This window comes from Treponema denticola ATCC 35405 (genome assembly GCF_000008185.1).
In the GTDB taxonomy this organism is placed as follows: Bacteria; Spirochaetota; Spirochaetia; order Treponematales; family Treponemataceae; genus Treponema_B; species Treponema_B denticola.
On the sequence record NC_002967.9, the window covers coordinates 1,428,374 to 1,444,588 of the forward strand.

Annotated in this window: 14 protein-coding genes; all 14 read left to right on the forward strand. The window is 37.6% G+C overall.

Annotated elements, in window-relative coordinates:
• Positions 1 to 4 precede the first annotated feature (4 nt).
• The 14 genes from TDE_RS06650 (at position 5) to TDE_RS06715 (ending at position 16,202) form a co-directional block, all read left to right on the forward strand.
• A complete protein-coding gene (locus TDE_RS06650; protein WP_002678973.1) occupies positions 5 to 1,462 on the forward strand; it encodes a hypothetical protein in 1,458 nt (485 codons plus the stop codon).
• Positions 1,459 to 2,745 (forward strand): SLBB domain-containing protein, encoded by a 1,287-nt coding sequence (locus TDE_RS06655; RefSeq protein WP_002678974.1) that lies wholly within the window; start codon positions 1,459 to 1,461, stop codon positions 2,743 to 2,745. The genes TDE_RS06650 and TDE_RS06655 overlap by 4 nt, the downstream gene beginning before the upstream one ends.
• Entirely contained in the window at positions 2,742 to 3,776 is a 1,035-nt protein-coding gene (locus TDE_RS06660) for an RnfABCDGE type electron transport complex subunit D (RefSeq protein ID WP_002678975.1), read from the forward strand. Before TDE_RS06655 ends, TDE_RS06660 begins: the two co-directional genes overlap by 4 nt.
• The gene (locus tag TDE_RS06665; RefSeq protein ID WP_002678976.1) at positions 3,769 to 4,260 is read left to right on the forward strand and encodes a hypothetical protein; all 492 of its coding nucleotides are present in this window, start codon (positions 3,769 to 3,771) and stop codon (positions 4,258 to 4,260) included. Before TDE_RS06660 ends, TDE_RS06665 begins: the two co-directional genes overlap by 8 nt.
• On the forward strand, positions 4,261 to 4,854 hold the full coding sequence (locus TDE_RS06670; protein ID WP_002671401.1) for a hypothetical protein: 594 nt from the start codon (positions 4,261 to 4,263) through the stop codon (positions 4,852 to 4,854).
• Positions 4,851 to 5,390: a hypothetical protein gene (locus TDE_RS06675; protein ID WP_002678977.1), complete on the forward strand. Its 540-nt coding sequence runs from the start codon at positions 4,851 to 4,853 to the stop codon at positions 5,388 to 5,390. The genes TDE_RS06670 and TDE_RS06675 overlap by 4 nt, the downstream gene beginning before the upstream one ends.
• Before the next feature lie 91 nt (positions 5,391 to 5,481).
• Positions 5,482 to 7,365: an alpha-amylase/4-alpha-glucanotransferase domain-containing protein gene (locus TDE_RS06680; RefSeq protein ID WP_010956965.1), complete on the forward strand. Its 1,884-nt coding sequence runs from the start codon at positions 5,482 to 5,484 to the stop codon at positions 7,363 to 7,365.
• Positions 7,366 to 7,415: 50 nt separating this feature from the next.
• Positions 7,416 to 7,814 (forward strand): hypothetical protein, encoded by a 399-nt coding sequence (locus TDE_RS06685; RefSeq protein WP_044962970.1) that lies wholly within the window; start codon positions 7,416 to 7,418, stop codon positions 7,812 to 7,814.
• Positions 7,805 to 8,947 (forward strand): P-loop NTPase, encoded by a 1,143-nt coding sequence (locus TDE_RS06690; protein ID WP_002678981.1) that lies wholly within the window; start codon positions 7,805 to 7,807, stop codon positions 8,945 to 8,947. The genes TDE_RS06685 and TDE_RS06690 overlap by 10 nt, the downstream gene beginning before the upstream one ends.
• Positions 8,948 to 8,958: 11 nt before the next feature.
• A complete protein-coding gene (locus TDE_RS06695; RefSeq protein ID WP_002678983.1) occupies positions 8,959 to 11,145 on the forward strand; it encodes a FapA family protein in 2,187 nt (728 codons plus the stop codon).
• Positions 11,146 to 11,159: 14 nt separating this feature from the next.
• Positions 11,160 to 12,176 (forward strand): prolipoprotein diacylglyceryl transferase, encoded by a 1,017-nt coding sequence (gene lgt / locus TDE_RS06700; RefSeq protein WP_002678985.1) that lies wholly within the window; start codon positions 11,160 to 11,162, stop codon positions 12,174 to 12,176.
• Positions 12,169 to 14,121 carry an NAD(+) synthase gene (locus tag TDE_RS06705; protein WP_002678987.1) on the forward strand — a complete coding sequence of 651 codons (1,953 nt, stop codon included), beginning with the start codon at positions 12,169 to 12,171 and terminating at the stop codon, positions 14,119 to 14,121. Before lgt ends, TDE_RS06705 begins: the two co-directional genes overlap by 8 nt.
• 10 nt (positions 14,122 to 14,131) lie before the next feature.
• The gene (locus tag TDE_RS06710) at positions 14,132 to 14,755 is read left to right on the forward strand and encodes a DedA family protein (protein ID WP_002668779.1); all 624 of its coding nucleotides are present in this window, start codon (positions 14,132 to 14,134) and stop codon (positions 14,753 to 14,755) included.
• Positions 14,756 to 14,924: 169 nt separating this feature from the next.
• Positions 14,925 to 16,202: an ATP-binding protein gene (locus tag TDE_RS06715; protein WP_002668780.1), complete on the forward strand. Its 1,278-nt coding sequence runs from the start codon at positions 14,925 to 14,927 to the stop codon at positions 16,200 to 16,202.
• Positions 16,203 to 16,215: the final 13 nt, after the last annotated feature.

A 16,215-nucleotide genomic window follows, 5' to 3' on the forward strand; every position in this document is an offset into this window, starting at 1 on the left:
AGCTATGAATCAACCTAAAAAATACATCTTCTGTTTTGATATTATTGCAGGTTTTTTATTGATTTTCTCTTTTTTCTTGTTAATATTTGTTCCGATGAGCTCAATGTCTACATTGTGGAAGGACTACCGTGTCCTTTTTTTACCCATGGAAGTAGATGAACCTGCAATTTTACAGGCAGCCGAAGAACACGGTATTACGGGGATAATTTCTTCTCAAACCATAGAAAACCGTTTTTCGGATTTGGAAGAACAAGGTTATACCGGCTATCCCTTTACCGATAAGGAGCGTTACACTCAGTGGTTCATAAATGATCAGGAAAATATAAGATATATGTATATTCCATCCGATAAGCATATAACTAAGGACTTTTTTAGATTTTTAAAGAAAAATACCGGGTATTTTTTTATAGAAAACGATACTTCTTTTTCGGCCTTTCAGTTTTTTATTGCTTTAATATTTTTTGCAGTATCTTTTTTTTATACAAGCCGTAAAAAAAATTATTTTTCTGCCGCCTTTCCCTTTGTTATTTACGCAGCCTTTCAGAGGGGAATTTTAGCTCTTTCTTCCTCAATTCTAATAATGTATACTCTTGCATTTTGGATGGAAGCCATAGGTTCTTCTTTAAAATTTACAAGAGAACAGCTTGTGTCCAGAATCAAAAAAAATCCTCTTTTAGTTTTTTTCCCCTTTGTTGCTTTGATAATTGCAAAATTCAACAGTAATATTTCGCTTGTTCTTTTTGTCTTTGCAATATCGGCTTCAGCCTCTTTTACATACATCATTGAAAGGTTTAGTTTTTTTGTTGAAGAGAAGATGGATACGCAAAAAATTCATAAAACAATACGGGCCTATGTGATGAATCCGCAATCTATCGCAAAATTTTGGCATACAAGGCATTTGTTCGCCGTCTCTTCTTGTGCCCTTTTTTCTATTGCTTTTTCAGCCTTGTTTTTATATTTCAGTTTTAATAAAACCATAAAGGCATATCAAAATACCCTATATCTGCCTATGCCGGAGGCCTCTGTAGGAATTCCAGGCTTTTCAAAAAAGGCCTTTGATGAATTAAAAAAAATAAGGACAGGAGATGACCTTCCTGATCTTGGAAACCTTATTTCGGATACATGGAATGCAAAGGTTATTCCCTTTACCCGTCTGGGTCTTTCTCCTCAAGAAAATGACAGGGTCAGTTTTAACGATTTTTCCGTAGATGAAAACGGTGTAGTTACGGAACAAGATGGCCTTGTATTCAATTTTGATGATGAGTTTATAAAAAGCGTTATTTCTTTTAGGACCAGCCCTTCTATCGAAGACCTGCTTTACAGTCAGGGAAGGTTTATTACGGCTTCTTATGCACCTAAGAAATTTCCGCTTAACCGTTATAATAGTGCAGCATTGCTTGTTGCCCTTGTTTCGGCTATAATGCCGTTAATGATTATATTATTGAGAGTGTTAGAAAAATGACGGAATTTTTAAGATTTAAACGGGGTAAAGAGGTTTTAGAATACCCTAAGCTTCCTGCCTCGTTTGAGGGCAATGCTTTTTTACCTCAAAAGGCTTTTATACCTATAGCTTTTGATTCTAAAAAGCGCCCGGAAACCCTTGTTATGAAAGGAGAGACCGTAAAAGAAGGTCAAATTATAGCCCGTACTGAAGAACCTTTTTCGGTCGGCATATACTCTTCTATTCCCGGAATTTTATATGATTTTATTGACTTTACCCTTCCGGACGGAAAGCATATTCATGCTGCAGCCGTAAAACTCGAAGGGGCTTTTGATATTTTAGGCCGCCCATCTGCCGATTATCCGTGGAGGACTTCTTCTAATTCCGAAATTGTTCGAGCAATAGGTTATTCCGGAATTTTAAATACGGCTGATTTTTCAACAGTGCCCCTTATTTATCAGGTAAGAAATGCTTTAAAAAAGGAAGAGGCCGATATCTATATAAACCTTTTCGATAAGGACCCTTCTTCAGGTATTGATTCAATCTTGTTTGATCATTTTTTTGAAGATGTTGCAGAGGGTCTTGGTATAATGGCGAAAATCCTCAATGCTGCTTCTGTAACCTGTATTCATAAGTTGGCAAAAAAAGATCTTTACAAGTTAGAGCAAATTTCACAAACTTGTGAGCCTTTTTGTAAGGTAAAATTTATAAATGCATCGAATGATTATCCCTTTGTTCAAAAAAATTATTTTGCAAATAAGGAAAATTCTCTTTTAATAGATATTCCTACTGCTATGTATACATATGAGGTTGTAAGAACAAATAATCCTATAACCTCTGTTTATGTTCTTGTAACGGGTAAGGCTATCAATGAACCCAAGGTCTTAAAGGTTAAGATAGGGACACCTATAGGAAATCTTATAGAAGAGTGCGGAGGCTTTAAAACCGTGCCGGCACAAATTATATTGAACGGGCTTATCGGCGGGATATCCGCCGATACTTTGGATATACCTGTAACGAGTACCTTAAAATCGATTCATATTCCGGGGAAGGATAGTATAAAAAAACACTCTATAGAAGAGTGCATAAATTGCGGTTTATGTTTTAATTCTTGTCCTCTATATTTGGAACCTAAAAAAATAGTCGAATCCATTGAAGCTGAGGACTTAAACGAGGACATTTTAAAACAAATAAAGATTTGCAGCGGTTGTGCTTGTTGTTCTTCCTGCTGCCCTTCAAGGATTCCCCTGTGTTCCATTATTTTAGAGATGTCAAAAAAAATTAAAAAAGGAAATCTTTTATGAAATCTTATTCTAACTTGTCTTTGACGGCAGCTCCATTTGTGTATACACGCCTTCCCATTTTTAAAATTAATATTGTCGTTTTATCTCTTTTAGGTATCCAAATTTTGATTTTGGCGCTGAGTGCCGACCTTTATGCTCTGTTAAATATTGTCATTGCCGTTATGGGCGTATTATTTGTAGAAAATTTACTTAGATACTTAGCTTCTTCAAAATTCGGTTTATCCCTCGAAATGATAATTTCAGGTCTGCTGATAGGTTTCTTTATGCCTACGGGTATAGGATTTGTTTTTGTTTTTATTTTAAGTGCTTTTTCGGTATTTATTGTAAAAACCGTGTTCGGCGGAACAGGGCGAAATTGGCTGAACCCTGTTGCTTTTGCAGTCTGTGCTGCATATATTTCCCGGCCGGAGGCCTTTCCGCCGCTGATTTCAGATTTTTCACTCTTAGCTGAAAAAGGCAGTTTTTTTGCCGTGATGGAGGCAAACGGCCTTTTAAAACTTAAAACGGATTTTACCATTACCTCTGCTCTTAATTCCATTTTACTACACGGGGTAGGCGTAACCCTTCCTGAAGGCTATATAAGCCTCTTTTTAAATTCTACATCATCAATACCTGCTTTCCGTTACAATATAGTTACATTGGTGTCGTCGATAATACTGTTTTCTATCAGGGCTGTGGATTATATTCTTCCTGCGTTTTTTTTGGCAACCTATGCTGTTTTAGTTTGGATTTTCGGAATGGCCCCTGTTTCAAATATTTATTTTACGGGAGACATACTGTCGGCTGTTTTAACGGGCGGCATTTTATTTGCAGCCTTTTTTGTTATGACGGAGCCTGCATCTTCTCCCAAAACCAAATATGGAAAGGCTATGATCGGTTTTTTTACAGGAGTTTTTGCCTTTTTTATATGTGCCCATGGAGCATCGCCTGCAGGAATATTCTTTGCCATAATCCTTGGCAATATAATTTCTCCTCTTATCGAAAGACTTGAGATAAAAATACAGGCTAAAAAAAGGAGTCTTTATGAATAATTCGAATGTAGAAAAAATAAAAAAACACCTCCTCCTTTTTGCTTTTTTTATTGCATCGGGACTTATATTATGGGGAAGCGGTTATATAATTTCAGGACTTAAAAACGATGCCTATTTACAGGATGCAGACTATATTTTAAAAAACTCTCCGCTTTGTTCGAAACATCAAGGTGTAGAATTTATAAAGGCCTTAAATCCTTCTTCGCTAAATATGAATTTTTGTAATGCGGTTTTTGAAGTCAAGATGAAGGAGAAAAAAGGCTATGCCGCTTTTATAAATATGAGCGGAAAATATGGAATATATCAAGGAATGTTTCTCTACTTTAAAGAGGAAAGACAATGCTTTTTTTGCGGTTTGGGGGGAGGAATTGCCGATAAACCGGCGATATATTACGGCATAATCCCTTTGAGTATAAGTATTTCCGAGCAAAAATTAGCCTCCGCCTTTGAACGGCTTGAGATAAACAATAAGGAGAAAAAATAAATGGCTGCAAATAAGAAGTTGATCGTCTTTCTTTTCGGTTTATGCCCCATAATTCCTGCTGCTTCAAATTTTGCATACGGAATTGTCTTAACCGTTTCATTGTGGGTTATCTTTTTTTTGGGGATTTTAGGAAATTATGTAGGGAAGCTGATAGATATTAACCGTTTTAACTATGTGTTTGTAAGTATATTTATGATTACCGGTACGGCTTTGGTCAATGCCTTGCTGGAAGGTATATTACCTATAATACACGGCCCCCTTCAAGTATATACGTATATATTAACCTTTTCCTACATTATTTTTTTGGGCCTAAAACAATATTATGAAGACTCTGAATCATTGGATTTACCTATATGGTATTCCGTTTTGATTTTGAGTTTATCTGCTTTAAGGGAATTTTTTGCTTTCGGCTCGCTTTCTTTTCCTGTTTCATCGGGTTTTTTATCGCTTCGGCTGCCTTATTTTTCAAATCATCCTCTATTCCGTTTTTTAGGGACCACTGCCGGAGCCTTTATTATCCTCGGGCTTATAATATGGATTTATTTTTCCGTTACAAAAGAATTGCCGACTGTTAAGATGGGAGAGGAAGAATGAGTCTGATTATATTTTATACTTTTGTATCTTCGATTGTTTTTGTATATGGAATAGGTTTGGAATGCCTCTATATCTATCTTGAAAACCCAAAAAAAGTATACGCATTTTTTATTAAAAATGTCATAGTAGTTTTGATATCGGTTAGTCTGGTTTGGGCTTTATGCCGTTATATTTTAAACCCTCTCGGTGCCGGTTTTCTTCTCCCTGTTTTGACTATAAGTTTTTTAGAGGCATTGAATTTGATTTTTAAGCTTGTATGGCCTAAGTTTAACGGTTTAAAACCTGAAGAAAAGATTTTTAGCTGGGGACTCGTATTTTTTTGCCTTTATCAGTCCTCTACATATCGAGAATGTCTTGCTTTGATTTTTTCGGGTTTTTTTAGTCTTTTTGTGTTTTTGTTTGTTCTAAATGCAATAAAGCAAAAAACAGCGGATAAAGAATCTTTTACCGAATGGAAAAAAGCGTCTCTATTTTTGATAAGCATGGGGCTGATGTTATCGGCTTTTTATCTTACTGATCTATCGCCCTTTTTTTAATTTTTAACCGTTTTTGAAAAGCATTACAGGATTGACAAGGCTTTGTTTATAATTTATAATTGAACCATTGTAAAAATGTAAAGGGGTTTTTGTGGAAAAGAACAGTAAAAAAAAACTGGAGATATGTTTTGCCGTTCATGCAGACTATAACGTAATTGATGAGTTTTCAAAAGAAGATTATACTCAAGACTACAAAGATTTTTTTTCAAGCTTATATGCTTCTCCTTCTATTCCCTTTACTCTTGTCTTTAGCGGTAGATTTTTAGAATGGATACAGCGTAAAAACCCCTCCTTTTTTGATGTTATTTACGAAATGCACAATAGAAAACAAGTCGAGATTTTGGGAAATGCTTTTTATGAGCCGTTTATCTCGATGATTCCTTCATCCGACCTCATAGGGCAGATAGAGTACATGACGGATACTTTGCGTAAACATTCTTATAAGAGGCCCCGCGGTATGTATCTGCCCTATTTTGCATGGAATCCCAATATCCTTCCCAATTTACAAAAATGCGGAATGGAGTATTGCCTTCTTGATTTCCGCTTTTTTATTAAGGCCGGCTTAAATGCTTTTGCTCCGGTTTGTATGGAAGACGGCGGAAAAATATTATTCGGTATTCCTTCTACTTATGAATTTGAAAATACCGATTTGCAGCCGGCAGCCTTTTATGACTTATTATGTAATTATGCAAGTGTGGTTACCGAAACAAGCGTTGTCGTCTTCTTATCCGGAGAAACAGCAGTTCGATTTTTAGATAAATCAAAGGGCAAAAAATCGTGGATGGAGGAATTTCTTGAACGTATTTCATCTCCCGACTCCGTTATTTCGCTCACTCATACCGGACAAATAATTAAAAATAAAAGAATATATCAAAAAGGCTTTATATCCTCAAATGCAATATTTTCAAATCAACTTGTAAACAGCTCCGTAAAACAGCTTCTAGCCAATAAACCCAATGTCTATGCCATGTATGCAAAGATGATCTATGTCCATAGTCTTGTAAACCAGGTGCGTGGTGATAAGGCCCGCAAAAATAATTCCTCATTGGATTTGTGGAAGGCTGAAAGCGGAATACTTTTTAATTTGGATTGTAAAAATAAAAAATATAACAGAGATTTAAGGCAGTACTGCTACAGAAATCTGCTTTTAGCCGAAAAGCAGACTCGAATCCCCGGTGTTTTTGCAGATTCTTTAACCAGTTTGGATTTTGATTTGGATGGCATTAAGGAGTTTATATCCCAGCGGGAACATCTTAATATGTATATTCACGCTCTGGGTGGAAAGATTTTTGAGATGGATGTATTTTCCGCCTATAAAAACTATGCAGATATCTGCTCCGAAGAGACCGGATTATTTGTAGACCATCTTATATCTTCGGATGAGCTTGAAACAATTAGAAATGGGGACTTTAAGTCTGCTGTTGCCAAGCCGGTTTTTTGCGAAAATCTTTATCAGGATGTAAAATTCGACAGGGTTAAATTTGAGCTTCTAATGAAAACCGAAGGAAGCTTCCGCAGTTTTAATCAATTGGTATCCTTACGCAAACAATACAGCTTCAATGATCATGGCGTCCAAGTTCAATATATTTTAAAAAATGAAAGTCCCTTTAATCTTTCGGCTTATTTTATGGTGGAAATAGACCTGTCCGTAAGCCCTATTGAAAAAAAACTTGCAAGCGTTTCAGTTTATGCAGATGATCAAAAATATGAGGCTTCTCAAGAAAAAAATACCTTTTCAAAGGTTTCTTGGGTTCAGATAACGGAACCTGAAGGGAAGACTGTCTTTACCATAGAATCTAATGAGGCTGCAGAGTGTATTATTCTTCCCATATACGAGAAAATCTCTGAGGCAAAAAATCCTATTATGGGAATAAGAAATCTGTTTTTTTGGAAGGTCGATTTAAATTCCGGATTTGAAACGGAAAAGCTTCTTTTCTTTAAGGTAGATGCAAAAAAAGCGGGAAAAGAAAAATAAAGCCCTCTATCCCTCTTGACCGCAAGGCTTTACTTACGTAAACTGTAAGTATGGGACGCGTTTTGGCTTATATGCTTTATATATTGGCATTGGCAATAGAAATACTCAGAGTTCTCTTGTTTACTTATATTGAAAAGGCTCAGCCTTGGCCCTTAAGTATTGTTGATTGGATTGCCTTCGTTTTTTTATGTATGCCGGCCGTGTTTTTCTTTTTATTATTACATCAAGAAAAAGATTTTCACCAGCTTTTAAGGATTATTGCCGGTATTAAATTTTTATCCATTATTGCGGCATGGTTTTTTTTGATAAAAACTGCGCGTTTTGTAAGCCTTACGGATTGGACTGCCGATGCGTTTATTTTACAGACACGAGTAACAAGGTTGTTTTTGTATATTGATACTTTGATATTAATTTTATGCTTAAAAAGGGAGAGGTCTTTATGCAAATAATTCCTATTGCCAGCGGAAAGGGCGGTGTGGGTAAAAGTCTTATAGCTGCAAATCTTGCAATTGCATTGGGGCAGGCCGGTAAGAGGGTAGCCTTGGCCGACCTTGATTTGGGAGCTTCAAACCTGCACTTAGTTTTAGGTGTTCAAGGACGCAAAAACGGCATAGGCACTTTTTTAACAAAGGCAGCCGAATTTAAAGATATAATAATCGATACGGATTATGAAAATGTCAGGTTTGTTCCGGGAGATTCCGAAATTCCCGGTTTTGCCGCTTTAAAAATATATCAGCGTAACTCTTTGGTAAAAGAGCTTTTAAAACTCGAAGCCGACTTTTTGATTTTGGACTTAGGTGCCGGAACTCATTTGGGCATCTTAGACTTTTTTTTACTGTCCCCTCAAGGAATAATAATAACCTCTCCTTCGGTAACCTCAACTCTTGATGCCTATGTTTTTTTAAAGAATATTGTGTTTAGGATGATGTGCTCTTCATTTCCTGCAAAGTCTAAGGGCGGTATATTTTTTGAAAAATTAAAAAATGATGTTCCCGGAATGCAGCGTCTTTATATCCCGACAATAACGCAAGAGTTGATGACTCTTGACCCTGACAATACCAAAAAGTTTTTAAGCAAATTTTCTCATTTTAAGCCCCGCATTATAATGAACATGATGGATGATCCAAAGGATGCTGAAAAGGCTATGAAGATACGCCGTTCTACAAAGCAGTATTTAAATGTTGATCTGGAGCATCTGGGGGTAATATATACGGATGCGGTTCAGGATAAAGCTCTTGCTTCAAGGCTTCCGGTAATCAGGTATAAACCTCAGTCTATGATTTCTCAGGCTATATACCGCATAGCCGATAAACTTATTCAGTCTGAAGCCGAAAATTATAGTGGAGAAGATTTTCAAGAATTCTCCGATTATTCCTTTGTGTCGGCTGAAGCCGAAGCTGAAACGGACTTTAAGTCTAAGATGGAGTATTTGGATGATTTGATAGGAGGAGAGGTCTTGTCTTCGGGCGAAATGAGCGAAATTATAAAATCCCAGCAATTTGAAATAAATGTGCTTAGGAATGAAAATTTACTTTTAAAAACAAAAATAGCAAAGGCTCTTAAGCAGGGCTTTAAAGTATAGGAAAAAAGTTTATGGAAAAGGCATGGACATTAAAGAAAAATAACAGCGGAAAGTGGTTTTTAACCTTTACAGCCTTAATTGAGTCTGAAAATTGCCCCTCAGCCGATGAGATTCATCTTGAGGCAAAAAGAAAAGGAATAAAAAGCTCATCTCTGGTAAGTAAAAAAACTATTGAGGACTATTTAAAAAAACATACCGGCTCCGGCATAGAACCCGTTTCACTGCCGCTTGAGCTTGATCCCAACTTTGATGCAAGAATTACGACAAATAACGACAAAACGGCGGCCTATCTCTATGTAAGAAAGGCTGCCGATTCCGCTAACGAAGTGGACATGTCTACTATAAACAGACTTCTCCAGAGAAGTAATATTGCAAATATCGATACGGAAAAAGTAAAAGAAGGTTTAAGCGATTTTATAAATTCTTCAGAGATGGAATTCTCGATGCAGATTGCTGAAGGTTCTCCCCCAAAAAGAGGGCCCGATAAAAAACTTATTACTCATTTTGAGCAAATACCTGACCATGAGGTACAGCGTTTGGCAGACCGTTTAAAGAGGCCCGACTTACGTACCCCTGATGTGGAAAACCCCACGACAGACAAAGATTATCCTCTTTCCGAAGCTGAAACCCTTACGGTTGTCGAAAAAGGCGACCTTATTTATGAGGTTGAAGATGCAGGATTGGGAGAGGCCGGTGTTGATGTATACGGTCAGTCTATTCCCGGGCTTCCGGGCAATGACCCTTTTTTCTTGGATTTACGAAACATAGTACAAAACCATTCAGAGTTGCGTGCAGGAGAAACCGGCCTTCTTTTAATAGCAAATACCGAAAGAGGTTTAAAGATTCGCATAGTTCCATATAGGGATGCAAAGGTAAGAGCGGTAATAAGCCGCGATAAGATGGAAGTTTCTCTTATTTTGCAGTCGGGACTGGGTGCAGGAGAAAGACTTTCGGTAATAGGCGTAAAAACCGCATTAAACGAAGTCAACCTTCTCGACTCAATTTCGGACGCAAAAATAAACGAAATTATAGAATCTGCAAGAAAGGTAAACGATGAATGCGAGTTTGTAATATTAAGCGGAACTCCTCCGATTGCTCCCGGCTCTTATAGGCTTGAATGGTCGATTAAATTTAATGAAGAGCTTAGTACGGCAACTGTAGAAAAGGATGCTCTGATTTTGACAGCCCGTCTTTTACCTAAGGGAGAAAAGGGTAAAAATGTTTTTGGTGAGTTGATTGACCCTAAAAATGCCGAGCCAACGGATTTGCCTGCTAATGATGAAACAATAAAAGTTACCGAAGAAAAGCACGTTATTAAGTTTTTTGCTGCAGAATCGGGAGAGCTTTCTTTTTTTAACAATGCCCTTGTAATATCTTCGCTTAAAACCATTCAAAGCGATATAGATACCAAATTCGGCGATATAAGTTTTCCCGGCAACCTGATTATTACCGGAGATATTAAAGATGACGTAAAGGTAAAATCAAAGGGAAAATTGACAATTACCGGAACTGTAGAAAAAGCTCTGATTTATTCTGAGGATTCTCTTACCTTAAACGGCGGTATAAACGGAAAGGGAAGGGGAACCGTTTGGGCTAAGGATAAAACCGATTTACAATATGCGGAAAATGCCAGAGTTTTTTCGGGCGGCGATATAAGTATAGCTTCTTACTGTTTTAAGTGTTTGGTAAAAACAAACGGTACCGTTCATTTGACAGGCAACCCCGGTGTACTGCTCGGCGGAAGCATCCATGCTGCAAAGGGTGTTTCGGTTCATGACTTGGGGGCCGAAAAAACCATAAGGACAATTATCTCGTTCGGACAGGATTACTTGATAAAAGATGAAATTGAAGTCCGTGAAAAAGAAATAGAAGATAATAATGCCGAGCTTGCAAAAATCGAAAAAGACTTGCAGGCAAATCCCCCTGATGTCGATGCCTTAAGACAGAAAAAGGTTAAGCTTTTAAAAAGAAACAGTGCTCTTACGGTCCGCATATTTAATCTAAAAGAAAATTTTGAATTTCACATTCCTTCAAAAATAAAGGTTACAGGTTCGGTTTATCCGGGCGTTGTTCTTGAAAGCCACGGACGCTATTTTGAAGTTATGGAAACTCATCATAACGTATTTTTTGAGTTCGATGAAAAAAACGGGCAAATTATATGTTCGCCTATTAAAGAAGTTGAAGTTGAATTAGAATAATTAAGAGGTTTAAAATGCTTTTAGCTATACAATATCCTTCATGGCTCCATCCCGAAATTATTCCGGGGCTGCCGTTTTTACGTTGGTACGGCCTTATGTATCTTGTTGCCTTTGGAATAGCTTATTTTTTATTTTCTTATCAGGTAAAGCATGGCGAATTTGAACGATATTCCGGCTGTCAAAAGGCTATGACACAAGATGATATTTCAGACCTTTTTATCTGGGGAATTTTAGGGCTTATTTTGGGCGCGAGAATTTTCGGAACCCTGGTCTATAATCCTGAAACCTACTTAAAAGCTCCTTGGCTTATTTTTTGGCCATTTGCAAGGGATGGAGCCGGGAATCTAACCTTTACGGGCTTTCAAGGTATGTCCTATCACGGAGGCTTTATAGGAGGTTTTTTAGGGGTCATCCTCTGGACAAAAAAATCTAAATTTAAATTTGCGGCAGTTGCAGACCTTATGGCTGTTTCAATTCCTCTAGGCTACACATTCGGACGTCTCGGTAACTTTGCAAACGGTGAGCTTTACGGCCGCATAACGACGAGTAAGATAGGAATGATTTTTCCTCAAACTCCAATTTCTGACCGATTTTATCTGGCCGAAAGTTGGGTCAGGGATTTTGCAGAACAAGCAGGTTTGCTTGTACAGGATGGAGCCTCTATGATAAATCTGCCCCGCCACCCGAGCCAGCTCTATGAGGCCTTTTTTGAAGGGATTATTCTTTGGCTTATCTTATGGCTGCTTCGCAAGAAAAAGCCCTTTGACGGCTTTTTGGTTTGTGTTTATACATTGGGCTACGGCTTTTTTAGATTTTTTATCGAATATTTCCGCCAGCCGGATGCCAATAAGGGCTACCCAATATCCTTTGGGACAGGGGCCGCCAATATTTATGTTTATGAATCGTGGAAAAACATATCTACCGGGCAAATTCTATGTAGTTTGATGATCTTAGCCTCTCTTGCTGCGATGTTAATTCTTTATTTGCAAGAAAAAAAGTTAAAAGAAAAAAAAGGAAATATAGATGGATAAAAAAAAGGACTCTAACTTTTGTATTGAAGAACTCGGCTTTTACCGTATTGCGGTTTCATCGCCTAAAATTTCTCTTGCAGACATAGAAGAAAATGTGAATATTCATCTTCAAGAGATAAAAAAAGCCGAAAAAGATGGTGCAAACCTTATTCTTTTTCCTCGGCTTTCAATTACGGGGGCTTCCTTAGGTTCCGTTTTTAAACAGTCTCTTTTAATCGAAAAAGCCCTTGACGCGGTAAAGATATTAGCCGAAAAAACTAAGCAGTTTTCTATTGTGTCTGTTATCGGTCTTCCTTTTTTATATAGGCAAAATCTTTATACTTGTTCGGCCGTAATCGAAAACGGAAAACTTATAGCTCTTGTTCCGCATCTTCCTTACGGATTTTTAAGTTCCTATTTTTGCGATTTTGAAGATGCTCCGTGCCTGATTCCGCTTTGCGGAGAAAATATTCCCTTTGGAAAGGAATTTAAATTTATTGTAAGCTATAAGGATTCTTGCGGTTTTAACACAGGCTTTTCATTTTCATTTGATTCTTCTTCTTGTGCCGATCTTATTTTAAATCCTCTTGCAGAGCCTTCAAAGCCTCTTGGTTCTTCTGCTATGCGGCAAGGGTATAAGGCTCTTTCAGCCGCAAAAAAATCGGCCATTGCTTTTGCAAACTGCGGAATGGGGGAGTCGGTTTCGGATTATGTTTTTGCAGGCGAATGCGGTATTTTTGAAAACGGAAAAGAACTTGAGTTTACATCATTTGCAAAAGTTTCTTACATAGCTTCCGACATTGATACGGAATTTTTAAATATACAAAAATTAAGCTCAAGGCTTTCGAAAACTTCTGATTCCGATTGGGAAATTGTAATCGAAAAAGAACGCTCCAATACCAAGAAGACCTTAAACTATCATGTACAAAAAAATCCTTTTTTACCTGATTGCGATGAACTTCATAAAAAGTTTATCTATAAGAATTTCTTTTCGGAGCTTATTTTCTTTCAAAGCTCTGCCCTTGCAAGGCGGCTTCAGTTTATAGGCTGTTCAAAATGCCTTGTAGGTATTTCCGGAGGCTTGGATTCTTCTTTGGCCCTCCTTGCAAGTGCCTATGCCCTTAAACTTTTAAATATTGATTTAAAAAATCTTTATGCCGTTACCATGCCGGGTTTCGGCACGACCGAAAAAACAAAGAACAATGCTTCGGCTCTTGCAAAGACCTTGGGCTGTACGCTTTTGGAAATCCCTATTGAAAAGGCTATGATGCAGCACTTTTCCGACATAGGTCAGGATATCGATAATCATGATATTGCTTATGAAAATGCCCAAGCCCGTGAAAGAACTCAAATTTTGATGGATAAGGCAAACCAAATCGGCGGTATAATGGTGGGCTCGGGAGACCTCTCTGAGTCGGCCTTGGGATGGATGACCTACGGAGGGGATCAGATGTCGATGTACGAGGTCAACTCTTCAATTCCAAAGACTCTTCTAAAAGATTGTATACTTGCCTTTGCCGAAAATAAGATTTTTTTTGAAGATGAAAAGAAAAACAACGCATTTTTTGAGCTTCTATCAAATATAATAAATACGCCTGTAAGTCCGGAACTTCTTCCGCCTGAAAATGGAGAAATTTCTCAAAAAACCGAGGATATAATAGGGCCATATGAACTTCATGATTTTTTTATTTATCATGCAATAGGAAACGGTTTTTCGCCTAAAAAGGTTTATTTTCTTGCTTGTGAAGCCTTTAAGAATTCCTCTTATTCCAAGGACGATATTTTAAAATGGCTGAATCTTTTTTATAAAAGATTTTTCTCCCAGCAGTTTAAAAGATCATGCAGTCCCGAAGGAGCTTCGGTTACCGGTTTTTCGCTTTCTCCCCGAGGTGAATGGCTTATGCCGTCCGAAATATCTGCAAAAATATGGCTGACAGAGCTTGAATTTTTGCTTAAAATAATGTAACATAACCTGCATGTTGACGGCGTTTTTGAACTGGATAGGTAACTATATAACTTATTTTCCTCTTGTGGCTTTTATCGGTCTGCTGCTCGGAGGCTTTAATATACCTATTTCGGAAGATATTCTTGTTGCAATGTCGGCTATTTTTTCTCAAGGCGAAAAGGCTTCCATTCCGAATTTTTTGGCAGCTCTGTATGCAGGGGCTTTTATAAGCGACTGTATGGTATATGGTTGGGGGAGGTTGATTGCTAAGGGATCGATATCGACGGGGCTTTTTTCAAAAATTATAACAAAGGAAAATACTTACCGCCTTTTAAAAGCCCTTCAAAAACACGGCATTTTTACATTTATAATTTGCCGCTTTATCCCCTTCGGAGTCCGCAATGTGGTATCGATGACGAGCGGCTTCGTAAAATATCCGTTCTATAAATTTTTTATCTATGATTTAATAGCTGCAATATGTAATATTACCGTATTGTACAGTCTGGTTTACTTTTTTGGCAGGAAAGGCGGCGATTTTATGAAGATATTCGGAATTGTAATGTTTGTTCTTTTCTTGGCTGCCGGTGCCTATCTTGTAACTTCGGGAAAGCTCTTCCAATTTGCCGATAAAAAACTCGACCAAGAGAAAAAATAACACCTTTTTTACTTTGATTTAGCTTATTTTTTCTATGTGAATCTTTACTTGATATAAAATCTATCGGATTGGCATTGCAAAATATATTGGGTTGATATTCAAAAATCTATCGGATTGGCATTGCAAAATATATAGGATTGGTATATAATTTATTTACTAGGAATTTTATATGATAAAGGTTCAAAATTATATACCCCGTGCTGTAGATGATAAAATAGATTTATATTTGACTCTTTTTGGAGCTGTCTGCATCGAAGGGCCTAAATGGTGTGGTAAAACATGGTCATCAGCCTATCACAGTAAAAGCTCTTTTTACCTAGGTTCACCTCAAGGCTCTTTTCAAAATCGAAAAATGGCCGAGATGACACCCGATATTGTCCTTTTGGGTGAAACACCCCGTCTTATAGATGAATGGCAGGATGTTCCTCTTTTATGGGATGCTGTACGTTTTGAAGTGGATAAGAGGGGCAAAAAAGGTCAATTTATACTTACCGGTTCCGCCACACCTAATCATAAAGGGATTTTGCACAGCGGTGCGGGGCGGATAGGCAGATTGAGGATGAGGCCTATGTCTTTGTATGAGTCAAAGGATTCTACAGGGGAGGTTTCGCTAAAGGCTATTTGTGAGGGCTCATCTTGTTCTTCTCCGATAAAAGAAGTCAGCCTGCTTGATATTATAAATTTAATAATCAGAGGCGGTTGGCCTGCAAATGTAGGTTATAGTGCTAAAAATTCATCAAAAACGGCAGCAGAATATCTCCATGCTATTTTGTCAGATGATGTGTTTAGGATTGACGGTATAAAAAGAGATGCATCAAAAATGAAGCTCCTTCTTAAATCCCTTGCCCGCAATGAAAGCAGTACGGCATCGAACCGCACCCTTAAAAACGATATCAGCTCAATAGATTACGAAGATATTGATATAGAAACTACTGCAACTTATCTTAATATCTTTGATCGCCTTTTTTTAACCGATAATCAATTACCTTTCTCTCATAATATTAGGTCTTCCGTACGTATCAAACAAATGGAAAAAAGGCATCTTGCAGACCCGTCTTTGGCTTGTGCCTTACTTGGGGCCGGAGAAAAAACTCTTTTATCCGATTTATCAACATTGGGCTTCTTGTTTGAGGCTCTATGCGAAAGAGACCTAAAAGTGTATGCCGATACTTTTGATGCATCGGTTTATCATTATCAAGATTATAAAAATCGGGAAATAGATGCCGTTATAGAAATGAAGGACGGTTCTTGGGCCGCATTTGAAATTAAACTTGGAGCAAATCAAATAGATGAGGCTGCCGCAAATCTTATTAAGATAAGGGACAGTTTAAAAGCTGAAGGGGCCGGCTATCCTAAGTTTATGGGTGTTATATGCGGCTTAGCAAATGCTGCTTACTGCCGTAAAGACGGGGTGTTTGTAATTCCGATAACTTCGTTAAAGTGGTAAAAGGTCTTTCCGA

Excerpts from the sequence above, each read along its gene's own strand:
- TDE_RS06685 (WP_044962970.1), top strand. The coding sequence starts at position 7,416 with ATGGGACGCGTTTTGGCTTATATGCTTTATATATTGGCATTGGCAATA.
- TDE_RS06675 (WP_002678977.1), top strand. The coding sequence starts at position 4,851 with ATGAGTCTGATTATATTTTATACTTTTGTATCTTCGATTGTTTTTGTA.
- TDE_RS06670 (WP_002671401.1), top strand. The coding sequence starts at position 4,261 with ATGGCTGCAAATAAGAAGTTGATCGTCTTTCTTTTCGGTTTATGCCCC.
- TDE_RS06665 (WP_002678976.1), top strand. The coding sequence starts at position 3,769 with ATGAATAATTCGAATGTAGAAAAAATAAAAAAACACCTCCTCCTTTTT.
- TDE_RS06695 (WP_002678983.1), top strand. The coding sequence starts at position 8,959 with ATGGAAAAGGCATGGACATTAAAGAAAAATAACAGCGGAAAGTGGTTT.
- TDE_RS06650 (WP_002678973.1), top strand. The coding sequence starts at position 5 with ATGAATCAACCTAAAAAATACATCTTCTGTTTTGATATTATTGCAGGT.
- TDE_RS06660 (WP_002678975.1), top strand. The coding sequence starts at position 2,742 with ATGAAATCTTATTCTAACTTGTCTTTGACGGCAGCTCCATTTGTGTAT.
- TDE_RS06690 (WP_002678981.1), top strand. The coding sequence starts at position 7,805 with ATGCAAATAATTCCTATTGCCAGCGGAAAGGGCGGTGTGGGTAAAAGT.
- TDE_RS06655 (WP_002678974.1), top strand. The coding sequence starts at position 1,459 with ATGACGGAATTTTTAAGATTTAAACGGGGTAAAGAGGTTTTAGAATAC.
- TDE_RS06710 (WP_002668779.1), top strand. The coding sequence starts at position 14,132 with ATGTTGACGGCGTTTTTGAACTGGATAGGTAACTATATAACTTATTTT.
- TDE_RS06715 (WP_002668780.1), top strand. The coding sequence starts at position 14,925 with ATGATAAAGGTTCAAAATTATATACCCCGTGCTGTAGATGATAAAATA.
- lgt (WP_002678985.1), top strand. The coding sequence starts at position 11,160 with ATGCTTTTAGCTATACAATATCCTTCATGGCTCCATCCCGAAATTATT.
- TDE_RS06705 (WP_002678987.1), top strand. The coding sequence starts at position 12,169 with ATGGATAAAAAAAAGGACTCTAACTTTTGTATTGAAGAACTCGGCTTT.